16 protein-coding genes and 3 pseudogenes are annotated in these 17,805 nt (G+C 72.0%); 10 read left to right on the forward strand and 9 right to left on the reverse strand.

Annotated features, from left to right (window positions below; translation table 11 throughout):
- Positions 1-5 precede the first annotated feature (5 nt).
- From ACWD35_RS25050 to ACWD35_RS25070, 5 genes and pseudogenes are all read left to right on the forward strand, one after another.
- Complete coding sequence (locus ACWD35_RS25050; protein WP_451353522.1) at positions 6-3,716, forward strand: vWA domain-containing protein; 3,711 nt, start codon at positions 6-8, stop codon at positions 3,714-3,716.
- Entirely contained in the window at positions 3,713-5,482 is a 1,770-nt protein-coding gene (locus ACWD35_RS25055) for a hypothetical protein (protein ID WP_451353523.1), read from the forward strand. The genes ACWD35_RS25050 and ACWD35_RS25055 overlap by 4 nt, the downstream gene beginning before the upstream one ends.
- A 179-nt stretch (positions 5,483-5,661) precedes the next feature.
- Positions 5,662-5,879 (forward strand): annotated as a pseudogene (locus ACWD35_RS25060) (hypothetical protein); the annotation flags it as partial.
- Positions 5,880-6,020: 141 nt separating this feature from the next.
- A complete protein-coding gene (locus ACWD35_RS25065; protein WP_451353524.1) occupies positions 6,021-6,230 on the forward strand; it encodes a hypothetical protein in 210 nt (69 codons plus the stop codon).
- A pseudogene (locus ACWD35_RS25070) lies at positions 6,149-6,622 on the forward strand (UTRA domain-containing protein); the annotation flags it as partial. The gene ACWD35_RS25065 and the pseudogene ACWD35_RS25070, both read left to right, overlap by 82 nt.
- A 123-nt stretch (positions 6,623-6,745) precedes the next feature.
- Here the strand turns inward: ACWD35_RS25070 and ACWD35_RS25075 are convergent.
- The 3 genes from ACWD35_RS25075 to ACWD35_RS25085 all read right to left on the reverse strand — a co-directional run bounded on the left by ACWD35_RS25075 (position 6,746) and on the right by ACWD35_RS25085 (position 9,794).
- A complete protein-coding gene (locus ACWD35_RS25075) occupies positions 6,746-8,218 on the reverse strand; it encodes a sialidase family protein (RefSeq protein ID WP_451353525.1) in 1,473 nt (490 codons plus the stop codon).
- Positions 8,219-8,959: 741 nt separating this feature from the next.
- Entirely contained in the window at positions 8,960-9,166 is a 207-nt protein-coding gene (locus tag ACWD35_RS25080; RefSeq protein ID WP_451353526.1) for a hypothetical protein, read from the reverse strand.
- 352 nt (positions 9,167-9,518) lie between these two features.
- Positions 9,519-9,794: a hypothetical protein gene (locus tag ACWD35_RS25085; protein WP_451353527.1), complete on the reverse strand. Its 276-nt coding sequence runs from the start codon at positions 9,792-9,794 to the stop codon at positions 9,519-9,521.
- A gap of 924 nt (positions 9,795-10,718) precedes the next feature.
- Here ACWD35_RS25085 and ACWD35_RS25090 point away from each other — a divergent pair.
- Positions 10,719-10,847, forward strand: coding sequence for a hypothetical protein (locus ACWD35_RS25090; protein WP_451353528.1), 129 nt, complete (start codon positions 10,719-10,721; stop codon positions 10,845-10,847).
- Positions 10,848-11,189: 342 nt separating this feature from the next.
- Here ACWD35_RS25090 and ACWD35_RS25095 read toward each other — a convergent pair whose 3' ends face one another.
- The 6 genes from ACWD35_RS25095 to ACWD35_RS25120 form a co-directional block, all read right to left on the reverse strand.
- On the reverse strand, positions 11,190-11,456 hold the full coding sequence (locus ACWD35_RS25095; RefSeq protein ID WP_451353529.1) for a hypothetical protein: 267 nt from the start codon (positions 11,454-11,456) through the stop codon (positions 11,190-11,192).
- Positions 11,453-12,655: a WXG100-like domain-containing protein gene (locus ACWD35_RS25100; RefSeq protein ID WP_451353530.1), complete on the reverse strand. Its 1,203-nt coding sequence runs from the start codon at positions 12,653-12,655 to the stop codon at positions 11,453-11,455. Before ACWD35_RS25100 ends, ACWD35_RS25095 begins: the two co-directional genes overlap by 4 nt.
- Positions 12,656-12,677: 22 nt before the next feature.
- Positions 12,678-13,304 (reverse strand): hypothetical protein, encoded by a 627-nt coding sequence (locus ACWD35_RS25105; protein ID WP_451353531.1) that lies wholly within the window; start codon positions 13,302-13,304, stop codon positions 12,678-12,680.
- A gap of 46 nt (positions 13,305-13,350) precedes the next feature.
- Positions 13,351-14,043 (reverse strand): hypothetical protein, encoded by a 693-nt coding sequence (locus ACWD35_RS25110; RefSeq protein WP_451353532.1) that lies wholly within the window; start codon positions 14,041-14,043, stop codon positions 13,351-13,353.
- A complete protein-coding gene (locus tag ACWD35_RS25115) occupies positions 14,040-14,564 on the reverse strand; it encodes a sigma-70 family RNA polymerase sigma factor (protein WP_451353533.1) in 525 nt (174 codons plus the stop codon). The genes ACWD35_RS25110 and ACWD35_RS25115 overlap by 4 nt, the downstream gene beginning before the upstream one ends.
- A gap of 177 nt (positions 14,565-14,741) precedes the next feature.
- Positions 14,742-15,206 carry a hypothetical protein gene (locus ACWD35_RS25120; RefSeq protein WP_451353534.1) on the reverse strand — a complete coding sequence of 155 codons (465 nt, stop codon included), beginning with the start codon at positions 15,204-15,206 and terminating at the stop codon, positions 14,742-14,744.
- A gap of 64 nt (positions 15,207-15,270) precedes the next feature.
- On the opposite strand from ACWD35_RS25120, the gene ACWD35_RS25125 reads away from it, so the two are divergent.
- The 4 genes and pseudogenes from ACWD35_RS25125 to ACWD35_RS25140 all read left to right on the forward strand — a co-directional run.
- Entirely contained in the window at positions 15,271-16,104 is an 834-nt protein-coding gene (locus ACWD35_RS25125) for a transposase (RefSeq protein ID WP_451353535.1), read from the forward strand.
- A gap of 173 nt (positions 16,105-16,277) precedes the next feature.
- Positions 16,278-16,739, forward strand: a complete 462-nt coding sequence (locus ACWD35_RS25130) for a pyridoxamine 5'-phosphate oxidase family protein (protein WP_451353536.1) — start codon at positions 16,278-16,280, stop codon at positions 16,737-16,739.
- Positions 16,740-16,929: 190 nt separating this feature from the next.
- A complete protein-coding gene (locus tag ACWD35_RS25135) occupies positions 16,930-17,553 on the forward strand; it encodes a transposase family protein (protein WP_451353563.1) in 624 nt (207 codons plus the stop codon).
- Positions 17,463-17,708: pseudogene (locus tag ACWD35_RS25140) on the forward strand (transposase); the annotation flags it as partial. The gene ACWD35_RS25135 and the pseudogene ACWD35_RS25140, both read left to right, overlap by 91 nt.
- Positions 17,709-17,805 lie beyond the last annotated feature (97 nt).

Raw genomic sequence — 17,805 nt, forward strand, 5'->3', positions numbered from 1 at the left:
CGACCGTGCCCCACGCCTCTCCCGAAGCGGCCCTGGCGGCCCTGACCGACCCGGCGGCGCCCTACCTCATCGGCGTACGGCACCACGCGCCGTCCCTGGCCGCCGCCGTGCCCGCACTGCTGGACGCGGCCGAGCCGGACGTGCTGCTGGTCGAACTCCCCGCCGAACTGCAGGACTGGCTGCCCTGGCTCGCCCACGCGGAGACCCGGGCGCCGGTCGCCCTCGCCGCCGCGCCCACCGACGGGACCGGCGGCCCGGCGTTCTACCCGTTCGCCGACTTCTCCCCGGAACTGGTCGCGGTGCGCTGGGCCGCGCGGCACGGGGTGCGGGTGATCGCCTGCGATCTGCCGCTGGCGGACCGGGGCTGGGGTGCGGATTCGCCGGGGCCCAGCGGGCAGGACGGCAGTACGGGGGACGGCAACGACGCCGACAGGCCGGGGGCGCCCGGCTCCGACCTGCCCGGTACAAGCGCGGGCGTGCCCGGTACGGACGTGGGCAGCGGGTCGGCCTCGCGGGCGTCCGGCGGCCCAGGTCTGCCCGGTGATTCCACCGCGGCCGGACTCGGCGGCGCGCTCCGTTCCCGGCTCACCGGCCGTCCCGGTGACGACCTGTGGGACCGGCTGGTCGAGGCCACGGCCCCCGGTTCCGCGCCGGAGGCGCTGCGCCGGGCCGCGCTGCTCACGGGCTGGGCGCTGCGCGCGGACACGGCCGCCGCGGGCGGGGTGCCGGAGCCGGATCTGCGGCGGGAGCGCTGGATGCGTTCGTGTCTGGCCGCCGCCACGGCCGACGGCGAGCGGGCCGCCGTACTCGTCGGCGCCTTCCATGCCCCGGCACTGCTGGCACCGGCCGATGAGGCGGCGGGTGCCCGGCCCGCCTCGGCGTGGACGACCTCCCTGATCCCCTACACCTACGCCCTGCTGGACGAGCGCTCCGGCTACCCCGCCGGGATCCGTGACCCGCAGTGGCAGCACATGGTGCTGGACGCGGCCGGGGATCCCGCCGCGCTGGCGGAGGCGCTGACCCGGGCCGCCGTGCGGGTGTGTGCGGAGCTGCGGGCACTGGGCCATCCGTCCGGGCCCGCCGACGCGCGGGAGATCGTCCGGCTGGCCGGTGATCTGGCCCGGCTGCGGGGGCTGCCCGCGGCGGGCCGGGGCGAGCTGGTCGAGGCGGTGCAGACCGTGCTGGCACAGGGCGAGCCGTACGGGCGGGGCCGGGCCGTCGCCAGGGCGATGGAGCAGGCGCTGGTCGGCACGCGGGCGGGCCGGCCCGCGCCGAACGCGCCGCGCAGCGGCCTGGCCCCGGCGGTGGAGGCCGAGTTGGCCGCGCTGAACCTGCCCGGCCCGGCCGGCGGCGGCCCCGGCATGGCACGCGACCTACGTCTCGACCCGCTCCGCTCCGACCTGGACCGCCGCCGCGAACTCCTGCTGCGCCGCCTGACGGTGTGCGGGGTGCCGTACGCCGAGCCCAAGGCGGTCACCGGTGCGGGCGGCGCCGAGGCGCTGACCTCCCGCTGGGAGGTGCGCTGGACGCCGGCCACGGCGGCCATGCTGACCGCCGCCGGGGTCCGCGGGGTCACCCCCGCCCAGGCGGCCGAGGGTCTGCTGCGTGAGCGGCGGCGCGGGGAGCGGGACGACGGCGGGCCCACGGCGGCACAGGCCCTGCAGGGGTTGGCGGAGGCCGCGGAGTGCGGTCTGCCCGGCCTCGCCGACGAGCGGCTGGACGACACCGCCGAGGTGCTGCCGGGCTCGGGCACGCTGTCCGAACTCCTCGCCGGACTGGCCCTGTTGGACCGGCTGCGGGCCGGGCACATCGCCGGGCTGGGTGCCGACGAGGGCCGTACGGAGCGGGCGGCGGCCGTCGCCGGGCTGCTCACTGCCGCGGCCGTGCGCCAAGTGGACGGGCTGACCGGCTCCGAGGACGCCGCGGACGCCCACGCCCTGCTGGAACTCGCCCACCGCGCGGCCGTGTCGGGCGGCATCCGGCTCACGGACGCGCTGGCCCGGCTGGCCACCGACGGCTCCCCGCTGATGCGCGGGGCCGCCGGGGCCGTACGCGTGCTGCTGGGGCAGGAGGAGCCCCAGGAGTTCGGCGACCGGGTCGGCTCCTGGGTGGACGGCGCCACCGGCCCCGAGTCCCGGTCGGCGCTGACCGCGCGCCTGACGGGTCTGCTGACGGCGGCCGGGCCCCTGTTGGAGTCGGCACCGCCCGCGCTGGAGCCGCTGCTGAACCGGGTGTCGGAGCTGTCCGACAGGGACTTCCTGGACCGGCTGCCGGCCCTGCGCGGCGGCTTCGACACGCTCAGTCCGGCCGCCCGCGAGCGGCTCCTGGCCGCCGTGGAGGAACGCCTGGGCGAAGACCGGCCGGGCGAGGGCCAGTTGGGCACCGGTCGGCTGGGCGACACCGGCGCCGTCGATCCCGGCGCGCTGGCCGAGTGGACCCGCGCCGACCTCGCGGCCCGGGAGATCCTCGGGGCGTTGGGGCTGCTTCCGTCATCCGGGTCTGCCGAGGAGGCAGCACGCGGGTACGCCGCGAAAGCTTCGCTCTCCTCCGGCGTCGGCACCGTGGGCTCGGGAGACGAGGTCGCGGCCCCTCCGTCCGGCACGGAGCACCGGCTCGCGCCCGCCGACCGCTGGCGCCTGGTGCTGGGCCGTCGCACCGATCAACTACCCGCCCCGGCCCGGCCCTTGGCGACTGCGCTGGACGAGCTGTACGGCAGCGGGCGCGGTGAGGGCAGCCGTGGCGACCTCACCGGTGCGGGGCGCGGCGGCGGGCGCGAGGCGTCGTACCCCGGGGTGCGGGAGTGGTCCGAGGAACTGGCGGCGCTGTTCGGGCCGGGCATCCGGGAGGAGGTGCTGGCGGCAGCCGCCGCGACGGGCCGGCAGGACGTGTTCGAGGCACTCGACCCGGACAGCGTACGGCCCTCCGTCGACCTGCTCCGCTCGGTGCTCCGGCACGCGGGCGGGCTGCCTGAGGCACGGCTGGCGGCGCTGCGTCCGCTGGTCCGGCGACTGGTGGACGCGCTCACCCGACAGCTGGCCACCCGGCTGCGCCCGGCTCTGCACGGCACCGCGCTGCCACGCCCCAGCCGGCGTCCGGGCGGTGGCCTCGACCTGCCGCGCACGCTGCGGGCCAACCTCGCGACCGCGCGCCGGCTGCCGGACGGCACCGTCCAGGTCGTTCCCGAGCGGCCCGTCTTCCGTACCCGGGCGCGCCGGGCGGCCGACTGGCGGCTCATCCTGGTCACCGACGTGTCGGGATCCATGGAGGCGTCCACGATCTGGGCGGCGCTCACGGCCTCCGTACTGGCCGGGGTGCCCACCCTGTCCACGCACTTCCTGGCCTTCTCCACCGAGGTCATCGACCTGACCGACCATGTCGAGGACCCCTTGTCGCTGCTGCTGGAGGTCAGCGTCGGCGGCGGCACCCACATCGCGGCCGGGCTGCGGCATGCGCGCGAACTGGTCACCGTGCCCTCGCGCACGCTGGTCGTGGTCGTCAGCGACTTCGAGGAGGGCTACCCGATCGGCGGGCTGCTCGCCGAGGTGCGCGCCCTGGTCGGCGCCGGCTGCCACGTGCTGGGCTGCGCGAGCCTGGACGACGCCGGCCGCCCCCGGTACGCCACCGGTGTCGCGGGCCAGTTGGTCGCCGCGGGGATGCCAGTCGCCGCCCTCAGTCCGCTCGAACTCGCCCGCTGGGTAGGGGAGAAGATCGCATGAGCGAAGGTCGTGTCGGCCAGGAACGTGTGGGCCAGGATCATGTAGGCCGGGGGCTGCCTCCGGTCGCCCCGGCCGTGACCGCCGAGCTCGTCGCCGCGCTCTCGCCTCGCCTGCGCAAGCGGCTGGACGCGGGCATCGCCAAGCTGGCGGACCGCCCGGCCGTCCGCGACGGCGACACCGTGCGCATCGCAGTCGACGACAGCACGGACCTCGAACTGCACGCCCCCGGCGGCGCGGTGACCAGCGCGGACGGCATCCGGTGCGGCTGTCTGCTGGCCCCGCACTGCCTGCATCGCGCGGCGGCGGCCTCGGCGGCACCGATCGCGGAAGCCGATGACGCCACCAACTCCTGGGAGTCAGCCGCGAGTTCAGTAGAGGCGAGCGCGGTCGCCGAGCCCGAGACGGCGACCCCCGAGCAACTCGCCGCCGCCCGTGCTCTGCGGGACGCGGCGACCGCCGTGCTCGAGGCCGGTACGGACGGGTCCGGGGCCGTGCTCCAGGCGGAGTTGCTGCGCGCCGCGCACACCGCCCGGCTCGCGGGCCTGCCCAGGGCCGCCGCCGCGGCCGTGTCCACGGTCACCGCACTGCGTGCGGCCCGCTCGGCCGACCCGGCCTACCGGCTCACCGACCTCGTCGCCGCGCTCCGCGACGTCCTGTCCCTGGCTCATCGCATCCCGCGCGCCGAAGGCACGGAACTCGCCGGGCTGCGCGGCACCGTACGGCAGCCGTACCGCCCGGACGGCTCGCTGCGGCTGCACGGCCTGTTCTCCGAGCCGGTGCTCACCGCGAGCGGTTACGCGGGGGCCGTCACCTGGACCGCCGACGCCGAAGGCCGCCTGTACCAGGTGTCCGACGTGGCCCCCGGCGGTGCCGGGCGGGCGGTGGGCGCGGCCGACCGGGCCGTACGCGTCGGCGACACCGCCCTGACCCACCGGGAACTGTCCCGGGCGGGCCTCGCGGTGTCGGGGGCCACCGTCTCCCCGGCGGGGCGGCTGGGCGCGGGCGCCGGAGTACGGGCGGTCCGCGCGTCCGGTGCCGGATGGCGCGAGGACCCGTTGGACCGGCTGTGGGCGGAGCCCGTCGCCGAGCAGATCGGCCGTGCCCTGAGCGGCGGCCACGGGCTGCTCTTCCTCGAGGTCACCCTCGCGGGTCCGGTCCGTGAGGCGGCGGCGGGCGACTGTCTGCTGGCCGACTGCGGAGGCGTCGTACTGCGGCTGACCGCCGCCCACGACCATCCCGCGCTCCCCCACCGGGAGAACCTGCGTCTGCTGGCCGCCGCTCGCGGCAGCCGGCTCCGGGTCGTCGCCCGGCTCACTCCGGGCCCATACCCGCGGGCGCTGCTCCTGGCGACCGAGCATCCCACCGACCCCGGCTCCCGGGTCGACGTCGGCCTGGACCGGCTGCAGCACGCCGACCTGCCCGCGGCACACGCCTCCCCGGCAGCGGCGCCGACCGTTCCCACACCGGACGAGGCCCCCGTGCACCTGCTGCGCCGCCGTGTCCACCAGGCGGCCTCGGGCGGCCGACGGATGCTGTCCTTCCCCGGCCGCACGTCCGCCGACGCCCGGCGGCTGCGGCAGCACGGACTCGCCACGGCGGGGGACATCCTGGACGAACTCCAGGGGGCCGCGGCGGAGCGCTCCCGCGACGCCTTCGGCCGCCTGCTCCCGGCGGACCCGGACCGGTTCGCCCGCGCCTGGCTGGCGGCGGCCCACTACACGGACGAGGTCGACCGTGCGCTGTGCGCGGCGGCCTGGAGCGGGTGAGGCCGGTTGAGGGGGGCGGGCTCGTCTGGGCCCTGGCCTGGGCCTGGGCGTGCCTTCGTGATTCGTCTACGGTGGAGCGGTCCGCCGAGCACGCGCAGTACTGAAGGGCCCCGACGATCTGCGCGCCGCACCGACGCCCGGGCCCACGCCCACGCCCGTTTCTGTCCTCCGCGCCACCGATAGGCCCCGACGCCCACCGGTGGCGCACGCTCCCCGCCGAGCGGACTCTCGTCGCCGCCGCCCGCACCGTCACCTCGACGGTGCGCGTACTCGAGGCGCTGCCCGCACTGCTGCGCGACGACCCGCGCGTGAGCTCGTGTTCGGCTACGACCCCACCTCCGCGTTCGCCTCGGGCGTGCTCGACCTCCTGCACGCGTCCGGGTGCCGGGTGATGCCGTGCCTGTCCGACGGGTCGCGTCACCGACCCCGCACCCGACAGCAATGTCACCCGAATGGCGCAACATGACGTGCCACCCACATGGGTGAAGATCAAGCTGACTAGTGCCCCAACCGAGGCAATGCGTGAAAGGGGAACCAAATGCGCATTCGACGAATCCTCGCCGCCGTCATCGCCACGGCAGCCTTCGCCGGACTCGGCCTCACAGGCGCCGCCACCGCCACCGCCGCCACCGCACAGGGTGCCCCATCCTACGTCACCCCTTCTGAGTGCAGGCAGGGCGGCGGAACGCCCGATCTGGCGGACAACCTCTGCAAGGGCGGTACGCACGACGGGGAGAAGGTCGACTAAACCCCACAAGGCGCCCCGCAGCCACGCGCCGCGGGGCGCTCCCGCGCGAGCGTAGCCGGGAGAGTCGCAGGGACTGTGCCGACCCGTCGGGCACGCTAGGTCCGAGTCGGCCCGGGCTCGGAATCGCCGAGGGCGAGCTGTGTGTCCGGACGACGTACGAGTTCCTGGCGGACGGCAGGCCAGTGCAGCTGTCGACGAGTTGGGAGCCGTACGACCTCACCGCCGGCACTCTCGGGGTCACCGTCAGCCACGCCGTGGAGCAGCCGGAGCCAAGGCAGGCGACAGTCGAGGAGGCATCACTGCTCGGCATCCAGAAGGCCGCGCTCGTCACGCACATCCGGCGGACGTACTACAGCGACCAGGGGCGGCCCGTGGAGACGGCGGACATCGTGGCAGCAGGCCCGCCCCGCCGGGCGGGACGCGGCCAAACCTCCCCGCCCAACGTGGTCACGGAGTGGGTCCGAGGCCTGTCTGCAGCCGTCGGCGGTCGGGGCGGCCGACGGCGTCCGTGTCGGTCAGCGGGTGCGGAGACTGCTGGTGTACACGTCCGTACGGTTCTGTGGTGCGCCGGAGTGGGTCTCGGTGAGCACCGCCCGTACTCCCTTGCCGTCTGCCACCAGGCCTTGGTAGTCGCCGAGGAAGTAGCCCCCGGCGAACGGCGCCTGCAGCCAGTCGAAGACCCGCGAGATCCGTCGTTCGGTCCGGAGCTTCGGGTTTCCGTGCTGCAGCGTGGCCAGTTGGTAGGCGGTGGGCAGGGTGGTGGTGTTGCCGGGCTTGAGGAAGCGCAGGTCGTAGTAAGTGAGCGCGACCGTGCCCCGCTCGGCGACCGCGATCGACGGTGAGAAGGCCGGAACGCCCTCGGGGCTGATCAGCTCCGGGGTCCCCCAGGTGCGTCCGCCGTCGGTGGACCGCACAAGCTGGACGGAGTCGAACTTCCCACCGGAGAAGTCCGAGCCCTCGTAGGCCATGTACAGCGTGCCTGTCTTGGGGTCGACGGCCGGGCTCGGCAGGGTGGTCCCGTCGCGCAGCAGTTTGGTGGGGTCGTTCGGGTCGACCTCCGGTACGGAGGTGTCCCGGGCCACGGTGACCGGGGCGCTCCAGGTCTCTCCGGCGTCGGTCGAGGTGACCACCTCGTAGCGGGCTTCGACGACGGTGCTCAGGTCGTCGGAGTAGGTGATCCGGTCGAAGAAGTCGTACAGGGTGCCGGTGCGCCGGTCGGCGACGATCAGATGGCCGATGGTCTGGGTGTTGGGCACGGTGCTGGTGTCGACGAACGGCCGGGCCTTGCTCCAGGTGCGGCCTCCGTCGCGGGTGAGGGAGATGTAGCCGGGACCGTCGAGGGAGCTGGGGCCGGGTGGGTCGTTGTCGAGGCGGTTCCAGACCTGGTAGGCGGTGCCCTTGCGGATCGGGTCGGCGGTGAGTGAGGGCTTGTCGTTGAAAAACGGCTGCTCGTCGACGTGCGTGGTGGTGAGGTTCTGCCAAGTGCGGCCGCCGTCGCGGGAGGTGACGGCCAGGAGGGCGGTCCGCGTGCTCTTCGTGAAGTCGACGCCCTCTCCGCCGGCGTAGACGGTGCCGTCCGGTCCGGTGCTCACCCAGGGGTCGGTGGCCCGTTCGTAGTCCGCGCCGCCGGGGGCGCACAGGCTGAACGGCAGCGTGCTCCGGTGGAAGGTGCGGCCGTCCCTGGTCCAGCCGGCCGCCAGGCCGCGGGCACCGCCGTCGTTCCAGCGGTCCTGCTGGAACACGGTGACCACGCGCTTCGGGTCGCGCGGATCGACGGAGAGGTACGGCTCGACCTCGGTGCCCGGGTAGACGACGCTGTCGGGGGACCTCGCGCCGATGGTGCAGTCGGCGTACGGGTCGCCCTGGGACACCTTGACCAGTGGTGTGCCGTCGGGGTTCCGGTCTGCTGCGGCGGGAGTCGCGCCGGTGACCGTGACGAGCAGGAGCGCGGCGGTGGTGACGGCGGTCAGGGGCAGGAAGACGCGCATGCGGGATCTCCTCCGGGCCTGTCGGCCGGGGTACGGGACCGCCGTCATCGGGGCGGCGTGGGGCGCGGAGGCGTACCGGAACGCGAGGGTGGGGCGACTCCTCTTGGTCCTTTTCGGCGTTGCAGCCGGTGCCCTTGATGAGCCGAACGACGGAGTCATCCCCGGGGTCGTCGAGGAGCACGACGGAGCCGACCGGCGGGTGCACCGTGCCGGTCGGCTCCTTGGTCGTGTGCTGTTACGGCGCCGTCTCGTAGGTCCCCGGAGAGGGCCGTGGGCCGTGTGCCGGTTGGCGATGCCGGCGGGGTCGGCCTTGGCTCAGACGGGTTGGTGGAGCGGGATGACCTGCTGGACCTCTTCCACGGTGGGGATGAATCAGGGCATCGGCAAAGGGCCTTCTGCGCCTGTTCAAGACCTGCCGAGTGTCAACAACGCTCGTGATCAATACAGCTGGGAAATCCGAAATCAATACAGCTAGGAAATGCGAACGACCTCGTCGGTCACTGTATGACGACTTGGCCGAGGCCGTTCAGGACGGCGGCGAGCGCGGTGTTCAGGACGGCGCGGACCGTCTCGAAGCGGTGACGGCCTTGGCTTCGAGACAGTCGGCGTCCACCATCGCGAGTGCCGCGGTGTCGAGACGGGCGCGGGCGATCCACCCAACGGTGGACCGGGGGCCGTCACCCCATACCCACCGCGCCGGGTGCACCGGCCGGACTGGTTGCCCAGCCGTGCGCCGACCGGTCAAGTGATCGCCTGCGTGGTCCCGTCAGGCAGCGCGCAGACGTAGCCGTCGTAGGGGCGTGCAACGATCTGTCCGCCGGCGGCCGTGCAGTCGTCTCTGGAGATGTTCGGAGACGAGGCGGCCCCGGCGCTGACAGCGCCGACGGCGCTCACGCCGGCAAGGGTTGCCGCGGCCAGGGCGAGGCCCAGGATTCTGCGCATGCGCATGACTTCCTCCTCCTCTCAGGCGCCTTCGCTCGGCCTTCGGGAAGGACAAGTCTCAAGACGACGGCGCCCTCTTACTCAGCATGGGCGCTCCGCATGAGGCCTGCGAGGCGAGGCTGGGCGCCGCGCCCGGGCGGTGACTGCCCGGCCCCGGAGAGGGCATGACGTCACCGACCTCGACCGGCCGCATCGGTACGCCGCGCGCGCGTCGGCAGGAGCGGGGCGACGTCGATTTCCTTGGCGTCGAGGCTGCCCACCGGGGCCGCGTTGTGTCCGGGCAGGCCGGGGGTTGAGGAGGAGACGGGCCGTACCTGCCTCCGACCGGTGCCGGCGGGCGGCTGCCGCGCGCGGTTCTCTAACGCGGTTCGTGGGCCGCCGCCCGGCAGGCACCGGTCGCGGCGCCGCCCGCCACTCCGGCCCCGGTCAGCCCGGTCACACAACCCTGCAGGTCTCCGACCACGCCACGGCTGCAGGCCGCTGTGACGGAGTCGGAAGCGGTGGCACCGGCCAGTTCGGCCATCTGTGTGCAGGCGGGGATGTCCGCCCGGACCGCGGGAGCGGCGAGGACCGCACCGCCGAAGGTGAGGGTCAGGCCGGTGAGGGCACCGGCGATACGGGTCGACGTGCGCATGGGACGCACCTGCCTTCCGGGTTGGTCGCGCGGTCCTGGTCCCGGCGGGCCGGATCCACGCGGTAACGCCGCCTGGCGACGCTCGGTGAGTGGTGCCCCGGCCGGCGGGCTCACAGACTGACCGCACAATTCTGCGTCGCGTCCATTGAGCCGCACCGGGACATGGTCGCCAGGCCGAAGGAGAGGGCCCCGGACCGGATGAGACGCACTCGGACCTCCACTCGCGGGCCCCTCTCACTCCAGCGTCGCATCCTCTCCCCCGCCCGTCCTGGGCACCCCGGGGGGCCGCGCTGAGTAACTGCGATTGCGCGAAGCGCGGTAGCCGGCCCGTCCGGCCGACCAGGTGGATCGGACGGCCCAGCGTCCCGCCCAGCCTGTCCCCTGCACACCGCCGGGCGCGGCTCGGCCGGGGAGGCGGCCGGCCTTCGCTTCCCCGCGAGGTGCTGGGCCGCCACTGCGGTGGCACTTCACGGCGAGCGCCGATGGGAGGCGAAGGTGCCGCCGGGGAGAGCGCAGCCCGGCAGGGCCGTGAGGGCGGCGCGGCCTAAGCCGGTCTCCAGCATGTCGCCACACCGGACCGGGACGCTGTGGGCGCGGGCGATGTCGCGGGTACGGCGGCCCCCGAGGCAGGCGTCGACGGCAGTGCCCCTCCCCAGCGTCCCAAGATCCGGACCATTTCCGGACCAGCCCCGCCCAAGGAGCCACCAGGGGCGCCAGATACCCAGATCCCGGGCGCCCATTCCGCCGCCGGTCAGATTTTCTTCCCCTAACGGGCTGAACTTTTGTTGATCGCAGGTGAGTTGATCACTAACGGGCCGTATCTTCGACGTAGCGATGTGGACCAACGGTCACCGCACAACTCAGGGCATCAGCGTCAAAGTTCGCAGCGATCTGCTGCACACACGGATGCTCCGGAGGATGTGTATGTACGTCGGGAAGCGCCGCAAAGAAAAGGGCTCAGCCAAGGCCGTGCAGGCGTTCCTGCTCGGGCTGCTCGGCCGCGTCATTGGCGCTGCCGTCAGCTCGTGGTGGAACAACCAGCACAACCTGTAGCTGAGCCACTGGTTACACAAGCTGACCGTTTGAGCGGTCAGTCGGCCCGTACTCGCGGATGGGCCACCGTGGGGTCGCGCCTGGCAGGGCGCGGCCCCACACACCGGTTGTGCCAAGTTGAAGCACAACTTGAAGCACAACTTGTTTCTTAAGACTCTACAAGGCCAGGTGCCTGGCGTCAGGTTTTACGCGTTGGAGCACTCGATCGGGCTGGTCCGATGGGTACCAGGTGACATACGTCGTGGCCAGCAGTGCCAAGCCCAACACCTGAGCGGTGACTCCCCGCTCCCCGTCATACGACTGGCACGACGTCACGCGCTCGCAGGCCGCACCGCCCGCCGGTCAGCCTTCGACCACCTGGATGTGATGCTTCAGCTCCTCGGCGATGCTCGCTGTGTCCGCGGCCGCGGGCATGCGCCAGTCCGTCTCGAGCCCCCGTTCCACCGCGGGCTCGGAGCTGAAGCGGATCAAGTCCGGTGAGGGCAGGAATGAGTCACGGAGCCAGGCGATGAAGACGGCCGCTTCGTCGGCGGTGTTGTCCGTGAGGACGACCGTGTCCCGGCCCTCGTTGCTGGCGAAGCCGGTGAACTCGATTCCGTCCTGCGTCACGGCCCAGAAGGAGAGCCGCAGTTGACGGCCCTGCCGGGTCTCGTAGCGGACGTCGGGGAACGCGGCGTCGAGCGCGGCTCCGAAGGCGGCCAGGTCGAGGTTCCAGCCGGCGGGGTTCTTGGCGGGTGCGTAGAGCAGGTAGGTCGTCTGGTATTCGTCGAGGTCCACAGCTGGAGGCGTCCTGGCGTCGACCATGTATCCGTGTATCCGTCGTCCGGCCGCATCCCGTCCGCTGCGATGGCGCCCTTCCGGGCGTCGGCGGGCAGCGGGATAAGCCGCTCGGGATAGCCGGCGGTGCGCAGCTGGTAGGCGTTGGCGGGATCGGTCGGGTCGGTGCCCTTCCCGCCGAATCCCATGGGCCGCAGCGTGTTCACCCACGTCACGAACGCCTTCCGGTCGGCGGCGTTGAGCAACTGGGTGGTGCCCGTCACCGGCACCAGCAGAGCCTTGTACGGAACGTTGGAGTCGGGGTCCCGGTAGGCGGCGGGTACGACGCCGGGCAGACCGCCCTTGTACGACGCATCGTCCAGGGCGTGAGCCACATCGCCGAGTCGGTGGAACCACGGATCACCCAGCACGGCGTCGAGGAGGCCGCCGTCGTCACCGTTGCCGCCGAACATGGGCGAGTCCCAGGGCATCTCCACGTGGAAGATGTTCGCCCGGTCGTCGGCGATCTTCACCTTGGCCGACTCGACGTGGTCGGCGTACCGGTCGCACGTCTTGGCGAGCTGGGTGCAGGCAGCCATGAGATTCGCGACCAGCGGCTCGTCGGGGTGAGCCTGCTCGGGCGGGGCGGCGAAGCCGACGAAGCCCTTGAAGTAGCTGCGGAACGCGTCAGCGGCCTGGCCGGAGTGGGCCTTGTCAGCGGTGTGAGCGCACGCCCGGGCGTCCTCCAGAAAACGCGTCACCAGCTTCGCGCCCCGGCGCCAGGTACCCGCCACGTCCCGCAGCTTCTTCGGCGAGCCGCGGAAACGGTCACTCATTTCGGCGGGCGCGTACTGGTCGTACCACGCGGTGTCGCCGACGACCTCCGGAAGCTCCTGCCCCAGCCCGAGGAAGCTCTCCGAGCAGTCCGCTGCGGGATCGCCCATCCCGTCGGTCAGGTCCACCTGCTGGCCGAGAATCGCGGAGGCGACACTGCTCTCCCGCGCCATGAACTCGCGGGACGTACGCATCAGCCCGTTGCCGGTCTCGCCCATCACCGGGGTGTGTCTGTCGCGTTCACTGGCTCTTCGTGGAGATGTCGCGGGTGGCTTCGAGGAGCGGCAACTGGTGGACACCACCTGCCGGCGTGGCGTCGGAGGGCGGTCCCTGCGACTGGACCGACATGACGACGACCACCTGGTAGTCGCTGGGGTGCTTGTCCACGTCGGACCACGTGGTGCCGCGGCAGAGGCTGTCGACCGTCAGGGTCTTGGTGTAGGGGCGTCGGCCGACGGGGTACAGGAGGGCCGACAGGCGAACCGGACCAGTGTGGGCGACCGGCTTCTGGCGACCGGCGATGACGCCGTGCTTGAGCAGGAGGGCCGTGGGCGGGACATCGACGATCGGCAGGCTGAGTGCCTCTGTTCGGTCGTGGGAGGTGATCTTGTAGGTGGTCCGCAGGGTGGAGCCTTGGCGCCGCAGGGACGTGACGGTCAGTCGCAGGGATTCGCCGGGGCCGCTGACGACGACTGGGGGTTCGATGGTGCTGCCGCAGGGCAGGGAGCGGTCCTGGAGCTTCAGCGGCGGGGAGGTGGTGGTCGGGGCGGGGTGGGCCGGATCACCGTTCACCGCGTCGGAGTTCCCCCCGCATCCGGCGAGGGCGAGCAGCAGGACGGGAACGGCGGGCAGCAGGGTGCGGCGCATGGGTTCCTCCGTAAGGTCGTGAGGTGTCGAGAGTGGTGAGGAGCGTTCATCCGGCCAGGGGGGCACGGGCGACGATCAATGAATCGGGGACCCGGCTGCCGGAGGGCGCGGCATTCTGGGCGGCGAGGACGACGGCCACTTCGTAGCCGTCCTTCCACACCGAGCTCCAAGTGGTTCCCGCGCAGGGGCGACCCGACACCGGCGCGAGCCGGGCGCGGTGCGGGTGGTCGGGGGTAGTGGTCACCTGGTTCGTGGTGTTCTCGGATGCCGGTCCGGACGGCTCCTGACCGGCCACGACCCGGCCGTCCTTCAGGACGAGAACCAGTGGCCCGCCAGACAGGACCGCCGGGGCAGTCGAGTTCACCGCGTAGGTGACCTGCGGGGCTCCGTCCGGGGCCGCGCGTACATCGGAGATCCGTACGGTCACTGCTCCGCGGCCGGTACTCGCCGGGATTCTGGCGCCGCAGGTGTGATCAGGGAGCCCCGGAACTGCGCCAGTCGTCGCCGAAGGCTGGCTCTGCAGCGAGCCCATCGGTGTCTTGGTCTCCGGTGTCGAGTCGGACGGCAGTGTGTTCAGCACCACTGCGGCGGCCACGGCCAGGCCTGCCCCGGCCACGGCGGTGTACCGGGCGCGCCTGCGCCGGCGCACCCGGGTCCGGACGAGCTCGGTGTCGATCTCCGGCGGCGGTGTGCGTTGCGCGGCAGCCAGCAGCTGTTCGCGCAGGTCCTCGGGCTTCATGTCTCCAGCCTTTCCTCCGCGGCCTGAAGTGTGGGTGGCCGCAACTGGGCGCCCAGCCGTGCCAGCGCGTCGCTCAGATGACGCTTGACTGTCCCCTCAGCGCAGCCGAGCCGCACCGCGATGTCCGCGGCGGACATGTCCTCGTAGTAACGGAGCACCACGCACGCCCGCTGCCTCGGCGACAGTCCGCGCATGGCGTCCATGAGGTCGACCCGGTGCATGACGTCCGTGCTGTGGTCGGCGACCGGCGCCGATGACACGAGTCGCGGAAGCGCGCGGATCCAACGGGTTCGGCGCCGATGGAGGTCCAGGTAGCGGTTGAGCATCGTGCGGCGTACGTATGCCTCCGCCTCCCCCAGTTCCCACGCACGGCGGGGCCGGGAGAAGACCCGTACCAGTGCCTCCTGAACCAGGTCGGCGGCCTCCGCGCGGTTGCCGCACAGCAGGAAGCCATATCGGTTCAGCTCCGCGCCGCGCTCCTGCGCGAGCTCGGACAGAAGCCTCGACCATTCGGCCAACATCCCCTCCGATCCCCTCACCCGGTATCACGAACAACTCACCCGTCCGGTTGGGGCCTTGCGGCCAGGAAGTTCGACGGGCCGCCGGTGACGGTGCGGCGCGCGATGCCGCCCACAGATGCGAGGGGCACCACAGGCTCCGGGTGGAAGCTCTGTGGTGCCCATCGCGGCGGTGCCGGGTTACTGGTGCGGGTTCAGCTTCAGGCCGAAGTTGCGGAGGATGTCAGTGGCCTCCGTCCACTCGATCTCCCGCGGACCGTCGCCGGCGGAGACGATTCCGCGCGCCTGGCGGTGGGTTCTGTCGTTGACCGCGAAGACAAGGGCACCGGAGTCGCCCTGGGTGCCGGTGTAGGACCCCTTGCCCTGGACACCCCGTACGTGGTGGATCGAGCCGTCATCCCACCTGATGGTGTACCTGTAGTCGTCGCTGGTGGACTTGATGCCGCAGGGGACGCCCTTGCCGTCGTAGTACGAGCGGGTGCCGTCCTGACGGACCGTCTGTCCGTTGTAGGAGTAAGCGCAGGCGGCGCTCCGCTGGACCGCCGCGGCGGCGCAGCGGTTCTGGACTGACCGGCGCATGGCCGAGGCGAAGCCGCTTCCGGACGGCCAGCGCCCGGCACCGGCCGGTGCCCCGTCTCCGAACACGGGAAGGTCCCTGTCACAGCATGCCGGGGTCGGCCCAAGGGGCTTGCACTTCGGCGGGCTGCCGATGATCGGCAGGATGTATGTACAGAGGGGCAGCGGCTCCTACTTCTGCACTGCGAGTGTGATCAACAGCCCGCACCACAACATCGTGCTGACCGCGGGCCATTGCATGGGCTCAAGGATCTTCCCGGTGGACACCGACTCCAGAGGGCGCAGCCAGGTCTGGATCGATCAGCGCTACTACGATCGCGGGCACACGAAGGACGCGCCGTGGGATGTGGCGTTCGTACGGCTCGGGGCGCGCGGCGACGGCAAGCAGGTGCAGGACGTCGTGGGCGCCAACACCCTTGTCACCGAGCACGGTTACGCGTTTCCCCGGGTCAGGCTGATCGGCTATTCGAACACGGACCGGCAACCTCGCGGGTTCTCCGGTGGCTACTCGACGCTCTCTCGCTACGTGCGAACCCTGCGCGACGGCACCGCGGTCCCGGCCCCCGCACCGATCCCGAGCCCGCGTACCATCAGCGGATGGATCATGCGGCCACGCGAGAAGCTCTCGCCTGGTCAGGCCGCTGAGCTGGAACGCGTCCGGCTGGCCTGCCCGGACGTGACCGAAGCATGCAACCTCGCCCGCGCCTTCACCGACCTGGCCCGAAACCGCCGCGGCCATCTCCTCACCGAGTGGATCCGGCAGGGCGAACGATGCGGCCAGCCGTCGATCCGGTCCTTCGCCGGCTTCCTCCGCCAGGACCTCGACGCCGTCACCGCCGGACTCACCCTCGCATACAGCTCGGGCGTGGTCGAAGGGCATGTCTGCAGGGTCAAGCTCCTCAAGAGAAGCGTGTACGGTCGCGCGTCCTTCGCGCTCTTGCGAGCCCGCATCATGGCGCGGCCCTGACCTTGGCATTCACGAGATCGCCGACAGAACCTTGAATCTCCCCACCCCACGCTCACAGGTTCCCCAGACCTGCTCGCCTTCGTTCCCATCCGAGACCAACGTGGATATCGGTCAAGGGATGTAGGGCCACAGCCCCATGTGCTTTCCGATCTTGCTGACTAGCGTCGGCGGCTATGCAGAACAGAAGAGTCGTTCACCGCTCGGTGGCCGAACGTAGGCGCGAGACTTTCGACCGCCTTGCCACGGAGCGGGATGCCTGGGTGGCGACAGCTCACCCCGAACACGGCCCCCATCAGGTCCCCTTGTGGTTCGCATGGGACGGGGAAGCGGTCTGGGTGTGCACGTCCGCGACGTCCGCGACGGTGCGGAACGTACGCAAGGACCCGCGGGTGCGCCTGTCACTACCGGACACCTTCGATGTCGTGCTGCTCCAAGGGGCGGCGCAGTGCTTCACGGACCAGGACGTGCCGACGGACGCAGCGGACGCATTCGCCGGCAAGTTCGGCTGGGACCCGCGCATGGAGGACGGCCCCTTTGTGTATCTACGCATAATGCCGAAGGTGGTACGTGCTTGGCGCGGAGAGCCGGAGTTGAGCGGCAGGGTCATCATGCGTGACGGTGCTTGGCTGGAGTAGTCGCTGCCGTGGACGAACGCCCTGCCTGTAGCGCACCTCCCGCTCGGAGCCGGTGCCTCAAGCTGGGCAACTGGGCTGCGACCATGCTGCGTTCGTTCATTGCGCAATCAACTGGGGGCAATGAGCGGGGCTGTTTCCCGGGCTCGGCGTGCGCGTGGAGCGGGTCAGCGACTCCTCCGGCACCCTGGTGGTGGAGGCGGTATCCATCGGTCGACCGGGCCGCTGTCCGGGCTGCCGGAAGCAGGCGAGACGGGTACACAGTTCGTATCAACGCAGCTTGGATGAGCGGCCGTTGGGCTCGCGCCGGGTCGTGGTTCGGCTCCGGGTGCGCCGGTACTTCTGCGACCGGAAGTGGTGTTCCTGCAGGACGTTCGTCGAGCAGGTGCCGGGCTTGACCGAGCGGCACCGCCGCTCCAGCACCGGGCTGACGCAATGGTTGCGGTCGATCGCGGTGGAGTTGGGCGGCTGTCCGGCGGCACGACTGTGCCATCGCCTGCGGCTGGCCGCGGGCCTGACCCGGCTGCTCCGGCTGCTGACAGCGCCGCCGGTTCAATCCCGCGCCCCGCGGGTGCTGGGGGTGGACGAGTTCGCCTTCCGTAAGGGCTGCACCTACGGCACCGTGCTCGTCGACGTCGAGGCCGGTCAGGTCGTGGACGTACTACCCGACCGCACCTCGGTGACGTTCGCCCACTTGTCGCCTGGGCCTGCAAGACACGGCAGCCCACCCTGGAGATCGTCAAACGCAGCGACGACCGGAGCGGGTTCGTCGTGCTGCCCCGCAGGTGGGTCGTCGAACGCACCCTGGCCCGGCTGATGCGCTCACGCCGCCTGGCCCGTGACTACGAGACCCTGCCCGCCGGCAGCGCGACCGTCGTCCTGTGGTCGATGACCATGCTCATGGGAGGCTGCCCCGCCCGGCCAGCTTGGGAACTTCGAGGTACTGCGCGCCAATATTCGCACCCAGAATGAACTCTTTGTCTCCAACACCAGGTCATCGAGCATCGTGCGGTACCTCGTTGCCCGGAAGCCAGGCTTCGAGCCAGATGTGGCGCCCAACTCACCGCCG

The sequence above is a fragment of the Streptomyces sp. NPDC002671 genome, from assembly GCF_053592475.1.

Coding starts and splice junctions, on each gene's coding strand:
- ACWD35_RS25130 (WP_451353536.1), top strand. CDS start 16,278: ATGCAGAACAGAAGAGTCGTTCACCGCTCGGTGGCCGAACGTAGGCGC.
- ACWD35_RS25055 (WP_451353523.1), top strand. CDS start 3,713: ATGAGCGAAGGTCGTGTCGGCCAGGAACGTGTGGGCCAGGATCATGTA.
- ACWD35_RS25090 (WP_451353528.1), top strand. CDS start 10,719: ATGTACGTCGGGAAGCGCCGCAAAGAAAAGGGCTCAGCCAAGGCCGTG.
- ACWD35_RS25105 (WP_451353531.1), bottom strand. CDS start 13,304: ATGCGCCGCACCCTGCTGCCCGCCGTTCCCGTCCTGCTGCTCGCCCTC.
- ACWD35_RS25080 (WP_451353526.1), bottom strand. CDS start 9,166: ATGCGCATGCGCAGAATCCTGGGCCTCGCCCTGGCCGCGGCAACCCTT.
- ACWD35_RS25075 (WP_451353525.1), bottom strand. CDS start 8,218: ATGCGCGTCTTCCTGCCCCTGACCGCCGTCACCACCGCCGCGCTCCTG.
- ACWD35_RS25085 (WP_451353527.1), bottom strand. CDS start 9,794: ATGCGCACGTCGACCCGTATCGCCGGTGCCCTCACCGGCCTGACCCTC.
- ACWD35_RS25125 (WP_451353535.1), top strand. CDS start 15,271: ATGATCGGCAGGATGTATGTACAGAGGGGCAGCGGCTCCTACTTCTGC.
- ACWD35_RS25115 (WP_451353533.1), bottom strand. CDS start 14,564: ATGTTGGCCGAATGGTCGAGGCTTCTGTCCGAGCTCGCGCAGGAGCGC.
- ACWD35_RS25065 (WP_451353524.1), top strand. CDS start 6,021: ATGCGCATTCGACGAATCCTCGCCGCCGTCATCGCCACGGCAGCCTTC.
- ACWD35_RS25110 (WP_451353532.1), bottom strand. CDS start 14,043: ATGAAGCCCGAGGACCTGCGCGAACAGCTGCTGGCTGCCGCGCAACGC.
- ACWD35_RS25100 (WP_451353530.1), bottom strand. CDS start 12,655: ATGGGCGAGACCGGCAACGGGCTGATGCGTACGTCCCGCGAGTTCATG.